The following is a 21,869-nucleotide window of genomic DNA, read 5'->3' as shown; positions in this document are numbered from 1 at the left end:
CACAATTTCCCCTTAGATTTGGCAGCTGGTGACTTTGCTCCTGTAGCTCTTACCGCTCCTGCTATCAACGGTTAAATAGTAAAGTTTAGCTAAATCAAAAAGCGCCCCCCCTTTCGGGAGAGCGCTTTTTGTTTAGATATATCGGAATTGGAAGTTCAGCCCACCAAATTTCCCTTCGTTGCACTACTGCGCTTCCTCTATTAAAGTATGGCCTTGTAAATGAATGAAGAACGGATCAAGAGCACTATTCTCATCTGTATACACAGTGTCTAATTGTTCTGTAATGCGATCACTACCATAAGTTTGCAGGTATTCTTGAAGTGCTACTGCATACTAACTGACTGCGGGAAAGCTACATACGTTGTGCAAATAAATTGTTCAGCCACCTCGAATAGGGCATCAAGAACAGAAATTGCTCTCTTCATGGCAAGGGTATAACTGTGGTTATACATCGGACTCTAACTGTAATGAATTAGGGTTTCTGGAGTCATTTCCACAATTTCGCCGACTAGCAACTCCACACTGTGATCGCACAGAATCCCTGCTTCAATCATGCGATGATAATCACCTACAGACAATTTGGCTGGTGTTTTGATGCTCACATCATCTCTGTAAGTCTGACTTAATTTTACAGTATCTCAAAAAGGCGATGCCTGCGGCAGGCTGCGCCTACGCTCCTCACAATTAAACTCAACAACCCGATAATCTCAAAACTACTGCACTGATAGCCTAGCTGTATAACAACTGAACTCACTGACAATCAAGCAAACCGAATTTTTAGGTTAATAATATTGTAATATCGACTAATATTCCAAATATGGCATATTAATTCAGGGTGTGAGGAGCCTGTGGTGAGTGAAGAATGGCAGATTATTTACTACCAGGAGGTAGACGGAACTGAACCAGTTGAGGAGTTTTTCAATGATCGTTCGCTCACTCAGGGCGAATTGAAGCAGTTTAAACTCCGCCTCGACCTTCTGAAAATTAAAGGATTAGCCTTACTTGTTGAACGTTCAGACATTTTAGACAAAATAGAGACAGAAGATAAGCTTTATGAATTACGTTTGGATAACACTCGTAACAATATCCGTATCTTTGTGTGTGCTTTACCAGGTAAAGGTAAACGTCTAATGTTGCTGCACGCTTTTAAGAAGAAAGGGGATAAGACTCCACTTAGACAAATTAAGATTGCAGCTAAAAGGCGAGATTTTATAATAGCGAAGGAGGATAAAACAGATGAGCAATAATCCCCATCTAGGCGGCGATGCTTTGGCTTCCTTAAACAAAATTGTCCAAGACACACCAGAGAACCGTCTAGTCGAGCATCAAGAAATTTTCAGGCTTGCCTTAACTCAAGCGATGCGAAACGTGCGTAAGCGAATGGGACTTACTCAAAAAGAAATGGGTGAACGGTTTGGTGTAGGACAAAGTTGGGTATCCAAGTTGGAAGACATCAATAATGATCACACATTTGACTCCGTACTTACTTACTTAAATGCTTTAGGCGCAGATTTTGAGGCAGCGATTCTTGTAGAAAAGCAGCGGGTTGAAATAATTGCAGCAAATCTGACTGTGGATAAGATAGACGTAGAGGCAGCCATCAACGCAATATTTGAAGATGCTGAAGACACAGAGCTAGTGAACGAAGTACCAACCTCAGATTTTAACTTAATCTCACCGAAAGAGAGAGAGACATATTCTGAGGCACAGCATGTTCGGCATCGACAAGGAGGTTCTTGGGGGAGGGATAGTGTGGCATGAAGACAATTACTTTTTATTCGTATAAAGGTGGTGTTGGTAGAACACTGGCCGCAGTAAATTTTGCACTTTATCTAGCTAAACTGGGTCGAAAAACTGTTTTAGTAGATTTTGACCTTGAAGCACCAGGTTTAGACGCAAAGCTTGCCCAGTTTTCTGGATTTGAATTACCAGCTAATCAAAAAGGACTCCTCGATTACATCCTAGATTATCAGCAACAAAATACTGATCCAGGAAGTCTTGAGCAAATAAGCCTTCAGGTACCAATTCCTTCAAAAAGAACTTTACCCTTGTGGCTCATTCCAGCAGGTCAGTATCTCTCTGATGAGTATTACAGAAAGCTGACTAAGCTTGACTGGAATTTATTATTCTCTAAAGAACGTGATGGAGTTGCGTTTTTTCAACAGTTTCTTGCCCGGATTGAAAAAGAATTACAGGCAGATTTTGTGATTATAGACTCCCGCACAGGCATTACCGAAATAGCAGGTATTTGTACACAGCAGCTACCTGATGAAGTTGTCATGCTGTCTCCTTTGAGTTCAGAAAGTATCAAAGTAAGCAAGCATATTAAGCGACTGATTGAGCAAAGTGCAGTAGCGAAAGCGCTTGGAAAGTCAATCGATGTTAAAGTTGTTGTATCACGCGTACCAAAACCTAAAGATTTAGACAGCTTTAAGCAAAGATGTTGCCAAATTTTTGAAACAGATGAGACTAAATTGTTCTTTTTGTTTTCCTGTCCTGAGCTAGAACAAGAAGAGTTCTTGGCAATTGCTGATCCTGATAGTAATAAGGAACTACTAAACAACTATGTGCGACTATTTTATGGATTGAATTTAGAACTTTCTAGTGAAAATATTCGGGCTGAAATTGAGCAAATAGGTAGTCGCTTGCTCTTTTCATCTTCACTTGAAAAGTTAGAGAAGAATGTTTTAGAGCTAGTTGCACTCTATCCGCATCCAGATGTATATCGTGCTGCTATGCGGTTCTTCAGGTTAAGGGAGAACACAGAAAAATTAAGGTCTTTTGGTTGGGAACTCCTTGAGCTATTACCAACTGATCAAGAAGCACAACAAATTCTTGCAGAAAGCTATTTATCTGAGCGAAAGCTTGATAAACAAGATAAGAAAAAAGCTGTGCGTGTCATTGATCCCCTATGGCAAAGGGAAGAACTTAACTCAGAACAAGCTGTACGCTACGCAGATATATTGGAAGATATAGAAGAATATTCTAAAAGTTTTGATGTTGTTTTTCCTTTGTGTGATGATCAAGAACTTGATGACGATATCCAAATCCAAGCAAAATTGATTGCAGCTAGAACAGCTTTGAAGTTAGGCCAAACTGAGATTGCAGCTAGATTAATTCCAGATATTCCTCCGAAGCAGCTAGGAGGTTCGCTCATCTTTTTAGCAATAGAAACTTTGAAAGATAATGGAGATTTGGAAGGTGCGTTTGAGTCGGCTAAGCAGTTTATACGCCGAGAGTACAATCCTACCGTTATAGAGCAAGCAGCTAGTTTGGCTTACCAGTTAAATCGTGTGAAAGAGCTAGAAGACGCAATACGTTCACTTGCAAAATTCCGTACCTTAAAGGACGAGAGTTTTTACCAAAACTTAAAGGACTGCGGATTATCTGAACTAGCACGTGAATTACAAAAGTCATCTTATAAGTATTCATCGGGTCAGAATATTAAATAACCAGTCTAAAAAATCTTGTAAAAGTGTCATCATAGTTAAGGTAAAAACATTCTGGAGATAAGACAACGGTTTACGCACGCCCTTTAGCACGGTTAATTGAGCAATTGCAACGCTTGCCAGGGGTTGGCCCCAAATCTGCCCAACGACTGGCTTTGCATATTTTGAAGCGACCAGAAGCAGAAGTAGAAGCTTTAGCACAAGCTTTAATTGAGGCAAAAAAGCAGATAGGCTTGTGTTCTGTTTGCTTTCACTTATCTGCTGAACCTGTTTGTGAAATTTGCCGCAATCCCAACCGTGACAATAACACTATTTGTGTCGTAGCAGATCCCCGCGATGTGATTGCGCTGGAAAAAACCCGCGAATACAAAGGCAAATATCACGTTTTGGGTGGGGTAATTTCCCCAATCGATGGAATTGGGCCAGAACAGTTGACTATACTGGCTTTGCAGCGCCGGGTGAGTCAGCAAAAACCTCAAGAAGTGATTCTGGCAATTAGTCCGAGTGTGGAAGGGGAGACTACGACATTGTATGTCGGTCAGCTACTGAAACCATTTACTAAGGTGACGCGGATTGCCTTTGGTTTGCCTGTAGGTGGAGATTTGGAGTACGCCGACGAAGTGACCCTGGCAAGGGCATTGGAAGGACGCCGAGAGTTAGATTAGGCTTAATTAAAAGTTATAAACTTTAGATTCAAGCCTTTTCCACTCCTTAGTGTTGGTGACTCAATTTTGGATTTTAGATTTTAGATAAGGATTCAGCACTCAGGAGGAGGCAGTGCGCCCTTCTCCCAAGGGGAGACGCCAAGGGCGATGCGGTTCCCCGACTTGTACCCCTACGGGGAAGCAAGCTACGCGCATGAGATTTTGTGCAGTAACTACACTGAATTAGCTAGAAGTTAGTATAAAACTTTATAAAAGGTAGAGAAGCTTACAGATGAAGCGTAATACTGAAAATATAGCGCTTTTGGGTTGAGTCCAATACAGACCTAACAAGAACAGCCCCTTCCCTACCTCTCCCTAACCCTCTCCTGGTAGGACAGGGAAGCGGAAAAACTTTTGTTGTTGGAAGGGGAGTAAATTCAAAGGCTCTCTCCTTTTAAGAGCTACGGTGTACACACAAGTATGACCAGCATAGGTTTCAATTCTAGTAGTTTCTTTCGTAGGATGCGTTATGGACACGCCGAAATAACAAATGCGTACCCCGAAATAACAAATGAGTACGCGGAAATAACAAATGAGTACGCCGAAATAACAAATGAGTACGCGGAAATAACAAATGAGTACGCCGAAATAACAAATGAGTACGCCGAAATAACAAATGCGTACCCCGAAATAACAAATGAGTACGCGGAAATAACAAATGAGTACCCCGAAATAACAAATGCGTACCCCGAAATAACAAATGAGTACCCCGAAATAACAAATGCGTTGGCTAGCAAGAACCGCAGGCATCGCCATGATTCCAACAATTTAGCTTCGTCACGCCAGCGTGACGCACCCTTCTCCTATCAAAGACGCTACGCCAACGGGTCGGGTAACGCTCCTGCGTCGTAAGAGGCTGCGCTAACAGCAGTCGCCTGCAAAGGAGCCAGTGCGGTCTTCTCCCAAAGGGAGAGGCTAGCGCCTGCTGTACGATGCCCGTAGGGCTGTAGGGGTCTTCCCAAGTGGAGCATCTGGCGTTGGAAATCTACCAAGAGCGCTGCTGAACCACAAATTTTGGTGGATGAAGTTTTTCCGACTTGTGTGTATACCGTTGCCTTTTAGGAGAGAAGTCAAAGTGTATTGCATACAAATGAAAAGCGCTATGAAGGATAAATCTTAAACCCTGTCCGCAAAAAAGGCTAATAATAAAACTGCGTTCAGTCAGTGAATACTCTAAAAAATTTGGTATATTACTCATGCTCAGACGCAAAAGCCGCCGTAAAATCTTCTCAGTGGCTATACTTGCCTTTGTTATATGCTTTATGGTAAGTGTGCGTTTATTTGGGCAAACAATTATGACATCAGCACCCCAACTACTCACTGACCCATTTTTGCAACTGCCAACTGAAACCTCAGTGCGAGTAGTTTGGTTTACTGAGTTTGCTGGTGTTAATCACACAGTAACCTACGGGGAAAATCTCAAACAAACTGCTAAGGCAAATATTACCCAACTCAGTCGCACGCGTGAAGACCAACACTCAAGAGTTGCAAACCAAACCAAAAATAACCAAGTTTATCAAAAACCCGTCCAGCGCAACATTTGGCGACATGAAGCTGAGGTGACTGGGTTAACTCCTGGTGTGCGGCTAAACTATCGGGTTAGGAGTGGGCGAGAAGACGGCGAGAGTGTTAGCAGTGATGTTTTTAGCCTCGCAGCTACTCCAAAACCGGATACACCATTAAAAATTCTACTTACCTCTGACCATCAGTTAAAGCCGATGACATCTGCAAATCTGCAAAAGGTGGTAGAAACAATTGGACGAGTTGATGGGGTATGGTTTGCCGGTGATTTGGTCAACGTTAGCGATCGCGCCTCAGAATGGTTTGATAATAATAGTGGTGGTGCATTGTTTCCCGGTTTACAAGGTCGTGCTAAATACGAAATGACGCATAACGGTGTTAAGACAACCTATACTGGTGGACAAATAATTCAACACGCGCCCATGTTTACTTGCATTGGTAATCATGAGGTTATGGGGCGATTTGCCAGGACAGGAAGTTTAGATGGTGAATTTGATGATACAATTTCCCGTGTCGTTGCTCAAAAAATCTACCAAGACAAATCTTTAATAGATAATTCTTTTAATACTAATACCTACGAAGATATTTTCTCTTTACCAAAAAGTAAAGAGGGTGGAAAAAGGTATTATGCAGTCAGTTTTGGTGATGTACGTTTGGTAGTACTGTACGCTACGAATATGTGGCGCCCCCCCAGCTTAGATGGAAAGCGTAAGGGTAGATATCAGGAAGCAGAAAAGGATTTAAATAATCCTGAAAATTGGGGTTATGGACAGTTGATTTATGAGCCAATTGCTAAAGGCAGCAAGCAGTACAATTGGTTAGAGACAGAACTCGACAGCCTTGAGTTTAAACAAGCAAAATACAAAGTTGTGATGTTCCATCACCCGCCCCATACTCTGGGTGATAATATAGTTCCTGCTTATACAGATCCAATTCAAATAATTGAACGGGATGGTAATAATATCAAAGCAGTGCGTTATGAATATCCGAAAGACGCAGATTATATTATCCGCGATGTTGTGCCTTTATTAGAAACGGCTAATGTGCAATTGGTATTCTATGGGCATTCCCATTTGTGGAACCGCTTTATTAGTCCCAGTGGAATGCACTTTCTAGAAACATCTAATGTGGGCAATACTTACGGTGCTGCTTGGGGTGATAGAAAGCGAGAAGTACCAATTGGGTATCAAGAGGATTATGTTAAGCTTGGTGATCCAAATGGGTTAGAGCCGATAGTGCCAACAATTGCTCCCTTGCTGGGCGAAGATGGGAAGCCGATGCCTTATATTGCGAGTAATGATATTACGGTTTTCAGTATCTTTGATACAGGGACAGGTACGATAAGTAGTTATCGTTTTGATACTCGCAAGCCGGATTCGGAAGTATTGAAGTTTGACGAATTTAAGTTGAAATAATATATATGCACAGATGTGCATTGGTGTCAATTTAAGCCAAAACTTTTGAAAATCTCGTTTCCAGGTGTAACCTGGAAATGCTATTAGTTGGGCTGCCACTAATGAGGGAGGCGGAGCCTCTGAGTAGGCATTCCCAGTCGAAGACTGGGAACGAGGCATTCTTGACTGAACTATATTAGATCATAGACTAGCGATCGCTTCGCCAACTAGTTTAGAAACAAAGGGCAAAATAGCCCGACTCTTTGCCTGCGCTTTGCCTTCAGTAAATACCACTAAGAGGTAAGGGCGCTGATTTGGTAATTCAATATACGCCGCATCATGGCGAACTTGACTTGTCCAACCGGCCTTTGACCAAATTTGAGCATTTTCAGTCAGTCCACCACCTAAAAAACCTGTTACCTGGTTTTCCTCGGCGTCAGCAGACAAATCGTTGAGAGTCCGTTTGAGCAAAGCCATCATTGCTTGCGATCGCCCACTTGAAACTGCCACCCCACCTACAATACTATGCAGTAACCTGGCGATCGCATTTGTTGTTACCATATTGCGATTTTCCAGTAACTCTCCCACAAACGCCCGTTCCCGTCCATAGGGGCCATCACCCCAAGTTTTTTGACAGATGTTAATGGTTTCCATTTCTTCCCAACCCAAGGATTGGTAATAGCGGTTAACAATATTACGCTGATATTTCCAGGTTTCAAAGGGCCCAGTTGGTAAATGTGGGCCTGAGGTGGTGCCACTGAGAATATCCACAATCAAGCTGGTAGCATCATTACTAGAATCTACAATCATATCCTGCAAGGCTCGCTCCAACTCCTTGGAGGTTTGACTCATGCCTTTTTCTAACCATTCGTTTACCGCCACCAGATAAAATAGCTTGACTACACTGGCGGGATAAATCCGCTCAACACCGCGATAAGTGAAACCACGAACTGGGTGCTCCCAAAAAGCTTTGGGAGTTAGAGCGCCACCAGTATTTACTAGCACTGGTGGATCGTAAACAACCCAAGTTAACGCAATTTGGTTACGGGCTAAAGTCCCAAATGCTGCCCAAGTTGCATCTAAAATGCCTAACCCAAGATTTTCGAGTTGTTCGTCTTTATTAAAAAAAATCATTCTCGAATAATGTCCTTTAATCTAAAATCCAAAATCCCAAATCCAAAATCAGGGGAGTATCAGTGTCTAGCTAACCTGAACTTATATGATTCTCCTGAATGTACACGCTTGGCAACTCAAGCCGCATCTGGGCGACATTTATGGGTAACATCAAATCATCAAAATTCAGCGGTTGAGGTGTATTTCTGTGAAGATGACTATCCGGGATGGGTATCGCTTTCAGATTTTGATTCATTACAATCTGCTACTGTACCTTATCAGGCTGCAACATTTTCTGAATCTGAAATTAAAAAACTCCTAGCAAAGGTAATCGCCTTTACCCAAAAAGCGATGCAACAATCCAATTATTACCTTTGGGGTGGTACAGTAGCACCAAATTATGACTGTTCTGGGTTGATGCAGGCGGCGTTTGCTTCGGTGAGTATTTGGTTACCCAGAGATGCTTATCAACAAGAAGGATTCACTCAACCAATTACTATTACAGAATTAGCAGCCGGGGATCTAGTATTTTTTGGAACTAGCCAAAAAGCAACCCATGTCGGACTTTATTTGGCGGATGGTTATTACATCCATAGTTCTGGGAAAGAGCAGGGACGGGATGGGATCGGGATTGATATTCTCTCGGAACAGGGAGATGCGGTTAGTCAGTCGTACTATCAGCAGCTGCGAGGTGCTGGTAGAGTTATCAAGAGTTACGAACCACAGAGACGCACAGGACGCACAGGTATATGAGGAGTGGGAAGGTTTATCAAGGGTTGAGTCAGGAAAATGGGGTGATTTCAGCAATTGTCCCAGATGTTTCGGTGGTGGTGCCGATACATGACGAAGTGGAAAGTTTGCCGCTTTTACTAGAAGCGATCGCATCTACTTTATCCTCTAGTCAGATAAATTATGAAATAATTTGTGTGGATGATGGTTCTACAGATGGTTCCGGGGAGTTTCTCAAGAAAGAGGCGCAAATCCGCACTGATTTAAAAGCGGTGATTTTGCGTCGCAACTACGGCCAAACTGCGGCTATGGCTGCTGGGTTTTATTATGCTGTAGGTAAAGCGATCGTCACTTTAGATGCTGATCTCCAGAATGACCCAGCTGATATCCCCATGTTATTAGCAAAGCTGGACGAAGGTTACGATTTGGTGAGTGGTTGGCGACAAAAACGCCAAGATGGTGCTGTAAATCGGTTACTTCCTTCCAAAATTGCCAATTGGCTAATTCGTCGCACCACCAGCGTGAATATTCATGACTATGGCTGTTCGCTGAAAGCCTATCGGGCAGAACTATTGGCAGATATGAACCTCTACGGGGAACTACACCGATTTTTACCTGCCCTGGCGTACATTGAAGGAGCTAGAATTACTGAAATACCAGTGCGTCATCACGCCCGTCGCTTTGGTCGGAGTAAGTACGGCATTTGGCGGACATTCCGGGTGTTGATGGATTTGTTAACCATTCTGTTTATGAAAAAATTCCTTACCCGCCCGATGCACGTTTTTGGGCTATTGGGCTTGATTTCAATGGTTTCGGGGACAGGGATCGGAATTCACTTGACGTTCGTCAAATTTGCTTTCCATGAGGACATTGGCAATCGCCCTTTGCTGATTTTGGCAGTTCTCCTGTTACTAACTGGAGTGCAGTTGTTTTGCTTCGGTCTTTTGGCAGAATTGCTCATGCGTACTTACCATGAATCCCAAGGACGGCCTATCTATCGTGTGCGAGAGGTGGTAGTAAAAAATCTTGACTAAGGTAACAATAGTTATGGGGCATTGGGCATGAGTAAACAGTCAAGAGTAAATATTGGTTTACTCTTGACTCCTAACTCCTAATACCATTTCTTTGTGAGGCTGCGCCAAACCCTTTTAACTGTTTAGATAATTATTTTTTTAGAGGGCGTTGGAAAGCAGAAGAACACTTACCAAAACTTTTAGAAGATATTAAAAACTTAGTGGATTCTCAAAGCCAAACCGATCCAAGTTTTAAAAGTCAGAGGTTGTATACACGCTTAACTGCAAGTCAAGTAAGGAAGTTATTAGCTGAAAAATTAGGCTATACTGATGAACAGTTGCCAACTGAAGAAACAATTCGGATCAAATATGCGTTAAATAATGGAACGCAAGAATCTTCTCTACGATAGGCTCCGCCAACAATTCCATTATCCAAAATTTCAATATCGTAAATTCGCTAAGTAATTAGGAAAATTATTCTGAAACTTCAACTATTTGTTAAAATGAATCTATTAAATGTAAAGTAATTTAAATGCCAACATAATTTTATCCAGTCAATAATTATAAATGCCAGCTAATAATTAACCATCAATTTGATGTGGCTGGACAAATTGAATTATTGTTTAGAAAAATAGGCGCGATCGCAGTAAAATTACCAATGGTGTGGTCACTGAGAAAAAACAAGCAGCTGATTAGGAATAACTTTCATTTGATCAACATTAATGGAGATGTTATGGAACCTGTTCCCCTTGCTGGCTTAAACATCCTCGTAGTTGATGATGATGACGATAGCCGCTTTTACATTACTACCGTGTTGGAAGCAGATGGAGCGACTGTCATGGCAGTTGCATCGGCAGCGATAGCATTGAAAGTATTACCTGAGTTGCAACCTGATGTGTTGATTTGTGATATTGCTATGCCTGGTGAAGATGGCTACACCCTTATTCGCAAGATCCGGGCGCTGAAGCCTGATATTTGGGGAAAACTCCCCGCTATTGCCTTAACTGCCTATGGCGATAGCGAGTATCGTAGCTATGCCCTGGAAGCAGGCTTTCAGACTCATGTGGCTAAACCGGTTGACCCAGGAGAACTAGTTGCGATCGTCGCAAATTTGGTTGCTTCTTATAAGAGTTAAGACAAAGATTATTTTATCAGCGATCGCATCGCCTCTAGTTGACTAGCGATCGCAATGATAATATCACTGATAAAATATCAAACATGTGAGAACTTTACCCAGCGCTCAAGCCTTACTTAGAAGGTAGTTTACAGGTTTGTGACCTTCATAGCATTGATGATATCAAACTAATTGCGATCGCAATTAGTTTCGGGTTTGCCTTATTTAGTAGCTTACAAGAGAATCCCAATCTTTTGAGGGTCTTGCAAATAGTATAACGACAGTAACGATATTAAATTGGTCTTTGCTCCACGAGACTAAATAAAATGAAGTTGGACTCAAAAGCTGATAAAAGTAACTTATGCAAGACTCTAAACAAGAAATAAATGCCAGAGCTTCTATAGATTTAGAACAGCGAAGGAATTGGTATTCTCCCGTTGCTGATGTTTATTACAACGCCAGACCACAATATCCAAAGCAACTGATCGAGCGGTCTGTCCTTTTAGCCCAACTTGACTCAGATGCATCGATTCTTGAGGTCGGTTGTGGGCCAGGAAATGCGACGGTAGGTTTTGCTCAATTTGGTTTTTCAATGACGTGTATTGAGCCAAACCAGGATTTTTGTCGTTTGGCACAACGCAACTGTGCAACCTATCCAAACGTTGCAATCCACAACACCTCATTTGAGGAGTGGGAACAGGAAGCAAAACAGTTCAATGCCGTTCTATCTGCTAATGCCTTTCACTGGATACCGTCAGAAATTCGGTATGCCAAGGCAGCGACGGCATTACGCGACAACGGGTTTCTCATCCTGCTATGGAATCTGAGACCTGAACTGAAATATGAAGTTTACCAAGCGATCGAGGAAGTATATCAAACCTATACTCCCTCACTTGTCCGGTATGAAGGTGCAGAAACTCAAGCAGAAATTTTGAGAGGGTTTGAACAAGACATTATAGACTCTGGTTATTTTAAGGAGTTGGTGACTGAGCAAATCGCGTGTGAGGTTACGTACAGCATTGATGACTACCTTAAACTATTAAGTACCATTGGGAGACTGGAGCCAAAGGCGAAGGAGTTGCTATTTACAGGATTGCGGGAAAAGCTGAGGAACTTTGGAGACAGTGTACAACTCTCGTTTCTTTCTGCTGTTCACGTTGCCCGAAAAGATGGATAAGTTGTTGAATTCGTTACGTAATGACGCAGCAACGCAAACCCTTGTGAAATTGGAAACTTATACTGGATATGAAGCATCAGTGTAAGTAGTTCACTACAAAAAAAGAGATATGCGAATTCTAATTAGGGAAAGCAGTCTGTTATTGCTCCTGACTGCGGTGACAACTAGCTGTGTCGGTTCTCCTTCTGTTACCAAACAGACACAAGCTTTACCAACAATCACTGAACAGCCAACGAAAGAAGCTGTATTGACCTCAACACCTACACCGCCTGAAAAAACTATAGAGAATTCTACCCCTGAAGCCACTACTGCCACAAATCTGACGCGCTGTGAAACTAGTCAATTGTCAGTGCGCCGAGTCTCCGAAGATGCTGGGGTTGGGAATGTTGCCCTCACCTATGCCTTCACCAATAACACCTCATCCCCTTGCAACCTCTACGGTTATCCGGGATTGGCACTACTGGATGAAAAAGGTCAGCCTTTGGAAGGGATTAAAGTTGTCCGCTCCGAGGGCACTTACTTTTCGAGTAAGCAACGTCGACAAAAAGTAACTCTAGCTCCTGGAAAACAAGCCTCATTTCAGATAGCATATAACCATATCAGTTCCCCACAGGAACAGTGCCCAATGTCTAGTAAAATTGAAATTACGCCTCCTAATGCTTACCAGCACTTTACCCTCACGGAACAAATCAAGCCTTGTGCAGGTAAAGTCAGAGTGACTCCAGTGCAATCTGTTGACACTCAACCCTAGTAAATATTCTGTAATTTACTCAAAGACCCAGAAAAAGCATAAATTTAATCAAAGCCTCTGATAAGTTCAGTATTGTACTAATCAAAAAGGTTAAAAAATTCTATGGAAGGAATTGATGTTGCCGATCAAGACGGCAGAGTAGATTGGACAGCAGTAAAAAACTCTGGTAAAACTTTTGCGTTTGTCAAAGCTACAGAAGGAGTTAGCATCAAAGATTCTGCTTTTGCTCATCACTGGCAGACCATGAAAACTGTTGGTATTATTCGGGGTGCTTATCATTTCTTTCACCCACACACATCTGACCCGGTTGAGCAAGCAAAGGAATTCTTAAAAACGTTGGGGAAATTAGAACCAGGAGACCTACCACCAGTTCTGGATGTAGAGGTAACTGACAGAGGAAGTAACCAAGCTGTAATTAATGGAGCGAAGCAGTGGTTAGCAGAGGTAGAAAAAGCCCTTCTACAACAAACAAAAAAACCAATCAAACCAATCATTTATACCTTCCCCAGTTTCTGGACAGAACTTGGTAATCCATCTGATTTTGCTAGTTATCCGTTATGGATTGCCCATTACGGAACCAAGAACCCAAGTATTCCTAGCGCTTGGCAGGGGCAATACCTAATCCATCAATATGAAGGTGATATATCTGGTGTAGCTGGTGTTAGTGGTCGAGCCGATTTGAATAGATTCAATGGATTGCAGCTAGGAGATTCTGGGCTAATAGTAAAACAATTACAACAGCAATTAAAAAATATTGGATTATATACTGATGCCATTGATGGCCATTTTACGGAGTCAGTTAAAAATGCAATTGTCAGTTTCCAAACATCTAAGGGATTGCAAGCTGATGGAATTGTCGGTGTAAAAACTTGGGTAGCTTTATTGTGGATTTAGAATGAATTGTAAACTCAATAAATAGACCCATCATCATCATCAAATAAATGTAAACATAGGTGATACTTTACATCTAATGTTTACTTTTTTTAATTAGCGAGTGCAGTTGTTTTAAATATAGCTACTTATTGAAAATCCCTCACGGTGCTTAGAGGTTGTTTGAAAAGTCGTGATTGATGTATTAAATATTTTTTTACCCCTCCCTAACCCTCCCCGATATATTGGTGAGGGGACTGGATTTTCTGGTTTCCCCCCAATATATCGGGGGGATTAAGGGGGGTAATAAAAATCACAGTCAAACACTTTTCAAACATCCTCTTAGAGCGCTTTTCAATAAGTAGCTAGGTGTAAATAAATTAAAGTTTGTAGTGAGTTAGCGCGGTAAGGGTAAGAACTTTAGTCCCAAAAAACCTTGCTATGGGCAATGAATCGCTCACTATGAGCTAGGATTTTACTGTATGTTTAATTATGCCTACTTACTTGTAGCCATTTTCAATTCGGTGAGGTAAAAGTATGCAGATAGACCAATCCCCTAGCCCCCTTCCCGAAGTGGGAAGGGGGAAAAATTCAAAGCCTGTTTCCTAAAAAGAGAGAGGAATGGAAGTGAGGTCAAAACTGTACCTCACTGGGTCGAAAACCGCTATAGTTTGTATTTCTATATCTAATTAGCATCTCGAAACGCACAAAAGTGAGATTTGACCTGAAAAAAACCTTTCAAGATTCGTTTGAGTGAATTAAACTTAACCCACTTGATAGCTTTATTCACTTCTACCCACTGCCGTTTTCTTTTACTTGCTTCTGGATAATCTTCACTCAGCATCTCCACTGGCAACAAATACATTTTGACCTGGTAAATTTTACCTCGTTTCCGGTACTTGTAAGTGCCCAGTTCATTGGCGTCTACCTGCCCAATAACCCCTGCTTCTTCCCACGCCTCTTTGGCTGCTGAAGCGGGCGGACTCATGCCATTAGGAATATCTCCTTTCGGAATTACCCAGTGTTGAAAGTTACGGGTCGTGATTAGCAATATTTCGACTTTGCCATTGTTGACTCTATAAGGAATCACCCCAGACTGTTCAAACACTTTGCTGACTTTTCGACTCATGTAATTTGCATCTTGTACGGTCTAGCTTTTTTGTACAATGTTTATTTCAAAAAGTCGAGAGCTGGTAATGAATAAATTTTAGTTAATTTTAGGTTATCAAAAGGTTAAATTTTATCTATAAGAGTTAATTATTGGAAGTTTTTATTAATCTCTTAATCTGGTTTTCAGATTCTAGCTGGCAATGCTCTTCAATTGCGGCTCTGCCGCTTGGACTGGAGGCGGAGCCTTCCAATTGCATTCCCAGTCAGAGACTGGGAACAAGGCACAAACGAGGCACGAGATTTTTAAAGCTTTTGGCTGTAATTTGATGTAGATAAAAATGTTTTATCAGTAGCACATGTTGCATTTGTACCAGAATTTTTATATCTGTTACCTTAATATAAAGTCAACTAGCTTAAAAAGTGTATTCCTGATGGCTGATTGACAAATGCAGCATTATTCAAAAAATTATATATTCTGGCATTAAGCTAGAATATATGTCATCAATGTAACTAACTTGACTTTTTCAAATTTTCGTAGATATACAGCGAAGATATTGTATTTAAATCTAATTCTTTAGGCTCATCTTCATCGTCATTAGTATTTTTAAACAGGACTGTAAACGCACCAGCGCCTAACCTATCTTGAGGAAACATCCGATAACAAGGCATGGTAGTTAAATGCGACTGATATTTTGCTAAATTACTCATTTCTATTGCCTGAAACTGGGGAAAGCGCTCTAAAAACCATTCACAAACTTGCTCATTTTCTTCGGGTGAATATGTACAAGTCATGTAAGCAAGATAGCCTTGTGATGAAACAATTTTAGCAGAGTTAGCTATAATGCGCTTTTGCCGATTTGCACTCTTATTAATAGCAGTTGGGTGAAAACATCCGGGTGCTTTTTCACCTTTAGCAAGTAAGGATTGTCCAGTACAAGGAGCATCTACTATTACTAGATTGCTAGAGCAGAGAAACATTTGGGCAAATATACTCGAATCTCTATTAACCACTGCACTAGGGCTGATCTGACAACGCTTAAAATTAGAAATTAGCATTCCCAGACGTTTGCCAATTACTTCATTACTGATCAGTAAGTCAGGTTGTAAAGCTTTCCAAGCGAAGATACTTTTACCTCCTGGTGCGGCACACATATCAAAAACTAAACGTATTGACTGAGGAATAGCTAACAAAATAGTGGCTGCAAACACCGAAGAAAAATCTAAACAATAGAAATATCCTTTTTGATGTAAGGGATGCTGACCAGGTTTTTCTCCCAGGTATAAACGGTCTATAAATTTTGGTTGCCAAGAGGTTGGTGTTTCCACTGCCAAAGGTGAAATATCTGGCTTTTCTTGACACCAAAGAATACTGGGTGAAAAAGGCTGAGGATTCATTAAAGCCTCGATAAATTTTTCTTGTTCATCTAGATTAGTGAACAAACGCCGCGAAACTTTAAGTAATAAATTAGAAGGTTTTTCCATGTAGATATATAAATAACTAGGTTGTATCCAAATACAAATCAAACTGTTACACAAGAACAATGTAATTAAGGCTTTTGGCTTCATACTCAAAATATAATGACCGCCATTGGGATTGCAATGGCCAAGCTACCCCACTGCACCGGAGAAGGTCATGATCTTAGAGAATTTTCCCCAAAAATTACGCAAAGAAGCACAACTATGGAGGGATGAAGGATTAATTAGTTCTTCGCTGTATGAGCAATTAGCAGAACGTTATCAATTTAAAAACCTGGAAGCTGCTGCACGCGATCGCAATAAAGCGATCGCGATTGCTGTAGGCGGCATCCTTTTATGCTTAGGCATAATTACCTTTGTAGCCGGAAACTGGCAGGGAGGGTCACGAGAAATCAAATTTATTCTGATGATGAGTTTGTTTTTTGCGATCGCTATCACTGGTTTTTACACCTGGAGACCACCTGAAGGAAAGAAGCCACAACGAAGTAAACGCTTACTGGGAGAGGGGTTACTAATTTTAAGCGCCTTCATTTTCGGTGCAAATTTACTGCTGATGGCCCAGATGTTCAATATTGCCGGTTCAACTTCCCAATTGTTTCTTGCCTGGGGGGTGGGTGTTGTGGTGATGGCCTTTGGTTTGTGCTTAAATTCTTTAGGAATTCTGTCAATTGTCCTGGTGGAAATCGGTTACTGGACTGGACTAGAAGATTTGTGGTACGCTTCAGGTGAGTTTACTTGGTCGCGGCTAGTGGTGCAGCATATGCCTTTGTTGGCATGGTTGGTGTTTGTTCCCCTAGCCTACTTCTGTCGATCGCGCTGGATTTTTGGTCTAGCAGCCTTTGTCTTTGCTAGTTCCTTACAAGCCAACCTCAATCCGCTGCCACTGCTGAATTATGCTGATATAGCCCCTTGGGTGGCATCTTTTGCTTTTGCACTCCCACCTGCATTATTCTGGAGTTATGATGATTTGCTGTTTCCAAGCATAAATTACAGGTTGTTTCAATCCCTGGCCCGTAATTTAGCGTTGGTAAGCTTCGGCATTGTCTTTTACGTTCTCTCTTTTCGTTGGGTCTGGGAATCTCCAAATTATGGTTATAATCAGCCAACGAATGTGACAAACTTGTTCCAGTCTCTGCCGATCATCGATCTGGGGATTCTCAGCGGGTTGGCGGTATTGCAATGGTTGTTTCTACTACGTCAAAGAAATAACCCTCCGCGCCGCGAAGTGATTTTCACAACTGCTGTCATTAGTACTTTTCTTGCCTTTATTGCCATAATACCTTTTTGGCATCAAACTATCAGCCGGATTGATGAACTTGGTGTTTTTATTTTCAATGTACTTCTAGCAACATTAGCCTGGGGACTAATTCAAGAAGGATTGAAATTAAGCAACAGAAATTCTTTTTGGGGCGGTATGCTCTTATTAACAGTCCAAATTATCAGTCGTGTGCAAGAGTACGATACAGACTTACTTTTTAAGTCGCTGGTCTATGTCTTATGCGGTTCTGCTTTAATTAGCGCTGGACTCTGGTTTGAACGCCGTCTACCTGGTGGTAGCTCTACAAGTAAGAAGTAGTGCAAAATATGAAACAAGTCATACCAATTTTTAATTTTGGATTTTGGATTGAATAAAAAATCTAAAATATGAAATCTCTGTGCATCAAAATTTTTAAAGTTTCTCTGCGTCAGTCCTAATCTCGTTACTTTTGACCTCCTCAATCCCTCTGCTTTTTAGGACTACGCTCATGACTAATAGTTCTCCTGAATCTAAAAATAAAACCTTGTCTCCCGAAGCCGAATTCTCCAATAAGGTGACTTTTCGGGATTACTTGATTGCCAGTGAACAAAAATCGAATAAGCCCTTACCTTTTTGGCGGTTACTAGCTCCCCTGGCGCTGCAAACAGGGCTAATTATGGCAGTACCAGCCCAAGCGGTTTATACAGACGTAACAGGTAAGACGGTGATTTTGCAAACCGTACCTGTAGACCCTAACAATGTGCTAGAAGGTAACACCTTAGCGTTAGATTACAACATATCCCGTACCGCAAATTTGAGCCGATTACCTGGTTGGCAAACATTAGTTAGCAGAGGCCGTGGAAGTGGCAGAAGATTGCCAGAAGGAACCAACATCTTCGTGACTTTGCAAGAGCAACTATCCTCTGGTCGCGGTGTTCCTAGAGCTTGGAGACCGTTACGAGTAAGTAGCGATCGCCCCACTTCTTTAAGAGCCAATCAGGTAGCCTTAAAAGGTGTTTATCAAGATGGTTCTGTTAATTACGGCTTAGAAACATATTACATAAAAGAAAACCAACGGCGGCAGATTACCAACGACTTACAAACCCAACGCGCCCGCAGAGGACAGCTACCACCGATTGTGGTGAAGGCGAAAGTAGATCCACAGGGGAAGGCAGTGCCAGTTAGTATGTGGGTGCGCGATCGCAACTATCGCTTTTAAAGAGCGATGTCTACGACGGGCTACGCCTACGCTTTCAAGCAGCTAACAGTATCGGCTGAAATGCTGATTAATATGTTTTGTGACGGGGATTTTAACCCCGACACAAAACAAGCCGTTTATAGAAATGGGGGTATCAACCCCTATTCAATTACGATTGACAAGTAACGATTTTGGTAAATCTGCTTGCATTGGGATGTTCCCAGGCGACAGAAATGCATTATCACTTCGGATTTTGAAATTTTAACTGGCTAAGAAGTCTAGCTCTTCGATCAATCATTTCTGGTCTGGTAAAAATTCCTTGGGTAGGACTAAAAAATAATGCTAATAAAAATATGACGGAAACAACTAGAACTATAGCTGCGCCTGATGGAACGTTCAAATAGTAACTAATATACATTCCTGTGACACTGCTAATTACACCAATAATTGCACCTAATTGCATCATTTGGTGTAACTCTTTCACTAATAAATAAGCTGTAATTCCTGGCCCGATCAGCAGGGAAACTACTAATACTACACCTACAGTTTGCATACTAGCAATAATCGTCAGTGTAATAGCACCAGTTAAACCAAAATGAATCAAATTAATTGGTAAACCACTTGCTTGAGCGCCAAGTGGATCAAATGTGTAAAATAGCAATTCTTTGTAAAAAAGCTTTACTAAAAGCAAGACAATAACTGTAATAATTACAGTGCGCTTCACATCATCTGTAGTTACACCCAAAATATCGCCAAACAAAAATTCATGCAGGTCTAACTTACTTTTCAATAAGGTAATTAGCATGATACCTAAGGCTAAAAATCCCGAAAAAACTAACGCCATAGCTGCATCAACTTTGATCCGAGATTGGGATTGAATCCAACCAATTACAAAGGTGCTGAGAGTTCCAGAAATAAATGCACCTAAGAAAATATCGATACCCAAGAAAAAGGCTATAGCTAGTCCTGGTAAAACTGCATGAGCAATCACATCTCCTAGTAATCCCATGCGTTGAACGATCAGGTAAGTACCAACAACAGCGCAAAGAACACCCAACAGAATTGCTGTAACAAGTGCTCCACGCATAAATTCAAAACTTAGGGGTTCAATTAGCCAATTTATTAACATTAAACTACTTCCCTATTCAATATAAATATACTATCTCCATAGGCACGTTGAATATTATCTGCTGTCATCACTTCGTTCAGCGAACCGTTGGCAATTATTTGTTTATTTAATAATAGTAACTGGTCACATTTTTTCAAAATTGTTCCCAAATCATGAGTGACCACTAATAAAATCTTGCCTTGAGATTTTAGTTCTTCAAACACATCAAATATTATCGCTTCTGTCTTTTTATCAACTCCGACAAATGGCTCATCGAAAAATAATAATTCAGCTTGTTGTGCTAAAGCTCTTGCTAAAAATACTCGCTGCTGCTGTCCGCCTGATAATTCTCCAATTTGACGCGATCGCAACTCTAACATCCCCACCCTTGCCAAAGCATCTTTAACTATTTCTTGAGAGGATCGTGAAGGTGCGCGAAACCAGCCTGTATGTACAGTCCGCGCCATCAGCACCACATGCCAAACTGTGATCGGGTAATCCCAGTCTATTTGCGATCGCTGTGGTACATACGCAACAGAACTTAATTGCTGTTTCAAAGCGCGATCGCGAAACTTCACAACTCCACTCGTAGTTGGTACTAAGCCCAAAATTGCCTTCACCATTGTGCTTTTACCAGCACCATTTGGGCCAATTACACCCACAATTTGTCCCGGTAAGGAGCGGAAACTCACATTTTCAACCGCCATCACTCCTCGGTAATTTACAGCTAAATGTTTAACCTCTAACATAAATTTACCATTTATATGATAATGATAATCACTATAACTAAAGCAATCAAATTTATGATATCTTACAAATTGCGATTAAAATCCCTAGCTGCTCTTGCCTTAACATGCGGAGTACTTGGATGTAGTCCGACATCAGAGACCAGCCAATCGACTCCCACACCTGCGAATAATGTGGTGGCTCCCCAAACAGGTACTTCACCTGTTCCAGAAGCCAGTGGGAAAGGCCCATTAGTAGTGGCCACCAATACCGTTGCTTGTGGCTTAACTAAAGAAATCGCAGGTGATACAATTGGCCTCAAATGCTTAATCGATCCTGGTTCAGACCCGCACGTATACCAACCAAAGCCAGAGGATAGCAAAGCAATTGAGCAGGCTAAATTAATCCTTTACGGCGGTTACAATTTTGAACCTGGTTTAATCAAGTTAATTAAAGCTAGTTCAAATTCTGCTGCCAAGGTAGCTGTAGATGAAGTTGCAGTCCCCAAACCTCAGCAGTTTGAGGAGGATGGTAAAACTGTTACTGACCCCCATGTATGGCACAATGCCCAGAATGGGATAGCTATAGCTCAAACTATTTCCCGAGAATTAGCAAAGATAACTCCAAATAATGCTGCAACTTATACCAGCAACACCCAAAAATTAACAAACGAAATCAGCCAGATAGACACTTGGATTAAATCAGAGATTGCCACAATTCCACCTAAGCAACGCAAATTAGTCACCACTCATGATGCTTTTGGTTACTATTCCAAAGCTTATGGAATTCCTCTTGAAGAGGCACTAGGGGGCATTAGCACAGACGAAGCGCCGACACCGAAGCGAGTTGGTGCATTATCAAAAGATATTGAAAAAGAGGGTGTGCCAACAATTTTTGCAGAAACCACGATTAACCCGAAACTAATTCAAGCGGTAGCAAAAGAGGCAAAAGTTAAGGTTTCAGAGCGAGAATTGTTTGCTGATGGTTTGGGAGAAAAGGGGACAGAGGGGGAAACTTACCAAGGAATGTTAATTGCCAATACACGCACGATTGTAGAAGGTTTAGGGGGCAAGTATACGGAGTTTAAGCCTAAATAAACAGAGTTATGGACGCCGAATAGTTCGCCGTAGCGATCGCCCTCTTGGTGGATACGAGAGTGTGTATCTATAGTAGAAGCGA

The 21,869-nt window shown here is 41.5% G+C and carries 21 protein-coding genes and 3 pseudogenes; 18 read left to right on the top strand and 6 right to left on the bottom strand.

The annotated features are described in order from the left end of the window. Window positions 1-75: pseudogene (locus V7K35_RS00205) on the top strand (photosystem II protein D1); the annotation flags it as partial. A 392-nt stretch (window positions 76-467) separates the two neighbouring features. Here the strand turns inward: V7K35_RS00205 and V7K35_RS00200 are convergent. Further along, window positions 468-596: pseudogene (locus V7K35_RS00200) on the bottom strand (Uma2 family endonuclease); the annotation flags it as partial. A gap of 255 nt (window positions 597-851) precedes the next feature. On the opposite strand from V7K35_RS00200, the gene V7K35_RS00195 reads away from it, so the two are divergent. The 6 genes from V7K35_RS00195 (at window position 852) to V7K35_RS00170 (ending at window position 7,089) form a co-directional block, all read left to right on the top strand. Further along, a complete protein-coding gene (locus tag V7K35_RS00195; RefSeq protein ID WP_335075387.1) occupies window positions 852-1,247 on the top strand; it encodes a type II toxin-antitoxin system RelE/ParE family toxin in 396 nt (131 codons plus the stop codon). Beyond that, on the top strand, window positions 1,237-1,761 hold the full coding sequence (locus V7K35_RS00190; RefSeq protein WP_335075385.1) for a helix-turn-helix domain-containing protein: 525 nt from the start codon (window positions 1,237-1,239) through the stop codon (window positions 1,759-1,761). Before V7K35_RS00195 ends, V7K35_RS00190 begins: the two co-directional genes overlap by 11 nt. Beyond that, window positions 1,758-3,452, top strand: a complete 1,695-nt coding sequence (locus V7K35_RS00185; protein ID WP_335075383.1) for a KGGVGR-motif variant AAA ATPase — start codon at window positions 1,758-1,760, stop codon at window positions 3,450-3,452. The genes V7K35_RS00190 and V7K35_RS00185 overlap by 4 nt, the downstream gene beginning before the upstream one ends. A 104-nt stretch (window positions 3,453-3,556) precedes the next feature. Further along, a complete protein-coding gene (gene recR, locus V7K35_RS00180; RefSeq protein WP_273764321.1) occupies window positions 3,557-4,114 on the top strand; it encodes a recombination mediator RecR in 558 nt (185 codons plus the stop codon). 459 nt (window positions 4,115-4,573) lie between these two features. Beyond that, the gene (locus V7K35_RS00175) at window positions 4,574-5,005 is read left to right on the top strand and encodes a hypothetical protein (RefSeq protein WP_335075381.1); all 432 of its coding nucleotides are present in this window, start codon (window positions 4,574-4,576) and stop codon (window positions 5,003-5,005) included. Between the two features lie 443 nt (window positions 5,006-5,448). Further along, window positions 5,449-7,089: a metallophosphoesterase gene (locus tag V7K35_RS00170; protein ID WP_335075379.1), complete on the top strand. Its 1,641-nt coding sequence runs from the start codon at window positions 5,449-5,451 to the stop codon at window positions 7,087-7,089. Window positions 7,090-7,269: 180 nt separating this feature from the next. On the opposite strand, the gene V7K35_RS00165 is transcribed toward V7K35_RS00170, so the two are convergent. Further along, window positions 7,270-8,202, bottom strand: a complete 933-nt coding sequence (locus V7K35_RS00165) for a serine hydrolase (RefSeq protein WP_335075377.1) — start codon at window positions 8,200-8,202, stop codon at window positions 7,270-7,272. A 9-nt stretch (window positions 8,203-8,211) separates the two neighbouring features. Here V7K35_RS00165 and V7K35_RS00160 point away from each other — a divergent pair, with 9 nt between their 5' ends. The 7 genes and pseudogenes from V7K35_RS00160 to V7K35_RS00130 all read left to right on the top strand — a co-directional run bounded on the left by V7K35_RS00160 (window position 8,212) and on the right by V7K35_RS00130 (window position 13,859). Further along, complete coding sequence (locus V7K35_RS00160) at window positions 8,212-8,934, top strand: C40 family peptidase (RefSeq protein ID WP_334794963.1); 723 nt, start codon at window positions 8,212-8,214, stop codon at window positions 8,932-8,934. Continuing rightward, a complete protein-coding gene (locus tag V7K35_RS00155; RefSeq protein ID WP_335075375.1) occupies window positions 8,931-9,944 on the top strand; it encodes a glycosyltransferase family 2 protein in 1,014 nt (337 codons plus the stop codon). Before V7K35_RS00160 ends, V7K35_RS00155 begins: the two co-directional genes overlap by 4 nt. Window positions 9,945-10,087: 143 nt before the next feature. Then, window positions 10,088-10,306: pseudogene (locus V7K35_RS00150) on the top strand (ISAzo13 family transposase); the annotation flags it as partial. Window positions 10,307-10,656: 350 nt separating this feature from the next. Further along, window positions 10,657-11,058 carry a response regulator gene (locus V7K35_RS00145; RefSeq protein ID WP_335075389.1) on the top strand — a complete coding sequence of 134 codons (402 nt, stop codon included), beginning with the start codon at window positions 10,657-10,659 and terminating at the stop codon, window positions 11,056-11,058. A 340-nt stretch (window positions 11,059-11,398) separates the two neighbouring features. Then, window positions 11,399-12,214, top strand: a complete 816-nt coding sequence (locus tag V7K35_RS00140; RefSeq protein ID WP_335075373.1) for a class I SAM-dependent methyltransferase — start codon at window positions 11,399-11,401, stop codon at window positions 12,212-12,214. Between the two features lie 109 nt (window positions 12,215-12,323). Beyond that, a complete protein-coding gene (locus V7K35_RS00135) occupies window positions 12,324-12,965 on the top strand; it encodes a DUF4232 domain-containing protein (protein ID WP_335075371.1) in 642 nt (213 codons plus the stop codon). Between the two features lie 102 nt (window positions 12,966-13,067). Continuing rightward, window positions 13,068-13,859, top strand: a complete 792-nt coding sequence (locus V7K35_RS00130) for a GH25 family lysozyme (RefSeq protein WP_335075368.1) — start codon at window positions 13,068-13,070, stop codon at window positions 13,857-13,859. Between the two features lie 661 nt (window positions 13,860-14,520). Here V7K35_RS00130 and V7K35_RS00125 read toward each other — a convergent pair. Continuing rightward, window positions 14,521-14,964, bottom strand: a complete 444-nt coding sequence (locus tag V7K35_RS00125) for an NUDIX hydrolase (RefSeq protein WP_335075366.1) — start codon at window positions 14,962-14,964, stop codon at window positions 14,521-14,523. Between the two features lie 491 nt (window positions 14,965-15,455). Next, the gene (locus V7K35_RS00120; RefSeq protein ID WP_335075364.1) at window positions 15,456-16,427 is read right to left on the bottom strand and encodes an RsmB/NOP family class I SAM-dependent RNA methyltransferase; all 972 of its coding nucleotides are present in this window, start codon (window positions 16,425-16,427) and stop codon (window positions 15,456-15,458) included. A 151-nt stretch (window positions 16,428-16,578) separates the two neighbouring features. Here V7K35_RS00120 and V7K35_RS00115 point away from each other — a divergent pair, with 151 nt between their 5' ends. The 3 genes from V7K35_RS00115 to V7K35_RS00105 all read left to right on the top strand — a co-directional run bounded on the left by V7K35_RS00115 (window position 16,579) and on the right by V7K35_RS00105 (window position 19,042). Next, complete coding sequence (locus V7K35_RS00115; protein ID WP_334794971.1) at window positions 16,579-17,997, top strand: DUF2157 domain-containing protein; 1,419 nt, start codon at window positions 16,579-16,581, stop codon at window positions 17,995-17,997. Window positions 17,998-18,166: 169 nt separating this feature from the next. Further along, entirely contained in the window at window positions 18,167-18,877 is a 711-nt protein-coding gene (locus V7K35_RS00110) for a GDYXXLXY domain-containing protein (protein WP_334794972.1), read from the top strand. A 6-nt stretch (window positions 18,878-18,883) separates the two neighbouring features. Continuing rightward, window positions 18,884-19,042, top strand: coding sequence for a hypothetical protein (locus tag V7K35_RS00105; RefSeq protein ID WP_334794973.1), 159 nt, complete (start codon window positions 18,884-18,886; stop codon window positions 19,040-19,042). A gap of 55 nt (window positions 19,043-19,097) precedes the next feature. Here V7K35_RS00105 and V7K35_RS00100 read toward each other — a convergent pair whose 3' ends face one another. Both V7K35_RS00100 and V7K35_RS00095 read right to left on the bottom strand, forming a co-directional pair. Further along, window positions 19,098-19,985 (bottom strand): metal ABC transporter permease, encoded by an 888-nt coding sequence (locus V7K35_RS00100; RefSeq protein WP_335075362.1) that lies wholly within the window; start codon window positions 19,983-19,985, stop codon window positions 19,098-19,100. Next, window positions 19,985-20,713 (bottom strand): metal ABC transporter ATP-binding protein, encoded by a 729-nt coding sequence (locus V7K35_RS00095; RefSeq protein ID WP_335075360.1) that lies wholly within the window; start codon window positions 20,711-20,713, stop codon window positions 19,985-19,987. Before V7K35_RS00095 ends, V7K35_RS00100 begins: the two co-directional genes overlap by 1 nt. Before the next feature lie 54 nt (window positions 20,714-20,767). On the opposite strand from V7K35_RS00095, the gene V7K35_RS00090 reads away from it, so the two are divergent. Beyond that, a complete protein-coding gene (locus V7K35_RS00090; RefSeq protein ID WP_335075358.1) occupies window positions 20,768-21,787 on the top strand; it encodes a metal ABC transporter solute-binding protein, Zn/Mn family in 1,020 nt (339 codons plus the stop codon). Window positions 21,788-21,869 lie beyond the last annotated feature (82 nt).

It is taken from the genome of Nostoc sp. (assembly GCF_036917275.1).
Taxonomy (GTDB): domain Bacteria; phylum Cyanobacteriota; class Cyanobacteriia; order Cyanobacteriales; family Nostocaceae; genus Nostoc.
Note: the sequence above shows the minus strand (reverse complement) of the source record. Positions and strands in the feature narration are given on the sequence as shown.

What these genes read in the sequence shown, in the direction of transcription:
- V7K35_RS00190 (WP_335075385.1), top strand. Translation starts at nt 1,237, where the DNA reads ATGAGCAATAATCCCCATCTAGGCGGCGATGCTTTGGCTTCCTTAAAC.
- V7K35_RS00105 (WP_334794973.1), top strand. Translation starts at nt 18,884, where the DNA reads ATGTCTACGACGGGCTACGCCTACGCTTTCAAGCAGCTAACAGTATCG.
- V7K35_RS00120 (WP_335075364.1), bottom strand. Translation starts at nt 16,427, where the DNA reads ATGGAAAAACCTTCTAATTTATTACTTAAAGTTTCGCGGCGTTTGTTC.
- V7K35_RS00185 (WP_335075383.1), top strand. Translation starts at nt 1,758, where the DNA reads ATGAAGACAATTACTTTTTATTCGTATAAAGGTGGTGTTGGTAGAACA.
- V7K35_RS00155 (WP_335075375.1), top strand. Translation starts at nt 8,931, where the DNA reads ATGAGGAGTGGGAAGGTTTATCAAGGGTTGAGTCAGGAAAATGGGGTG.
- V7K35_RS00175 (WP_335075381.1), top strand. Translation starts at nt 4,574, where the DNA reads ATGACCAGCATAGGTTTCAATTCTAGTAGTTTCTTTCGTAGGATGCGT.
- V7K35_RS00165 (WP_335075377.1), bottom strand. Translation starts at nt 8,202, where the DNA reads ATGATTTTTTTTAATAAAGACGAACAACTCGAAAATCTTGGGTTAGGC.
- V7K35_RS00140 (WP_335075373.1), top strand. Translation starts at nt 11,399, where the DNA reads ATGCAAGACTCTAAACAAGAAATAAATGCCAGAGCTTCTATAGATTTA.
- V7K35_RS00135 (WP_335075371.1), top strand. Translation starts at nt 12,324, where the DNA reads ATGCGAATTCTAATTAGGGAAAGCAGTCTGTTATTGCTCCTGACTGCG.
- V7K35_RS00115 (WP_334794971.1), top strand. Translation starts at nt 16,579, where the DNA reads ATGATCTTAGAGAATTTTCCCCAAAAATTACGCAAAGAAGCACAACTA.
- V7K35_RS00090 (WP_335075358.1), top strand. Translation starts at nt 20,768, where the DNA reads ATGATATCTTACAAATTGCGATTAAAATCCCTAGCTGCTCTTGCCTTA.
- V7K35_RS00160 (WP_334794963.1), top strand. Translation starts at nt 8,212, where the DNA reads ATGTCCTTTAATCTAAAATCCAAAATCCCAAATCCAAAATCAGGGGAG.
- V7K35_RS00145 (WP_335075389.1), top strand. Translation starts at nt 10,657, where the DNA reads ATGGAACCTGTTCCCCTTGCTGGCTTAAACATCCTCGTAGTTGATGAT.
- V7K35_RS00130 (WP_335075368.1), top strand. Translation starts at nt 13,068, where the DNA reads ATGGAAGGAATTGATGTTGCCGATCAAGACGGCAGAGTAGATTGGACA.
- V7K35_RS00110 (WP_334794972.1), top strand. Translation starts at nt 18,167, where the DNA reads ATGACTAATAGTTCTCCTGAATCTAAAAATAAAACCTTGTCTCCCGAA.
- V7K35_RS00170 (WP_335075379.1), top strand. Translation starts at nt 5,449, where the DNA reads ATGACATCAGCACCCCAACTACTCACTGACCCATTTTTGCAACTGCCA.
- V7K35_RS00095 (WP_335075360.1), bottom strand. Translation starts at nt 20,713, where the DNA reads ATGTTAGAGGTTAAACATTTAGCTGTAAATTACCGAGGAGTGATGGCG.
- V7K35_RS00125 (WP_335075366.1), bottom strand. Translation starts at nt 14,964, where the DNA reads ATGAGTCGAAAAGTCAGCAAAGTGTTTGAACAGTCTGGGGTGATTCCT.
- V7K35_RS00100 (WP_335075362.1), bottom strand. Translation starts at nt 19,985, where the DNA reads ATGTTAATAAATTGGCTAATTGAACCCCTAAGTTTTGAATTTATGCGT.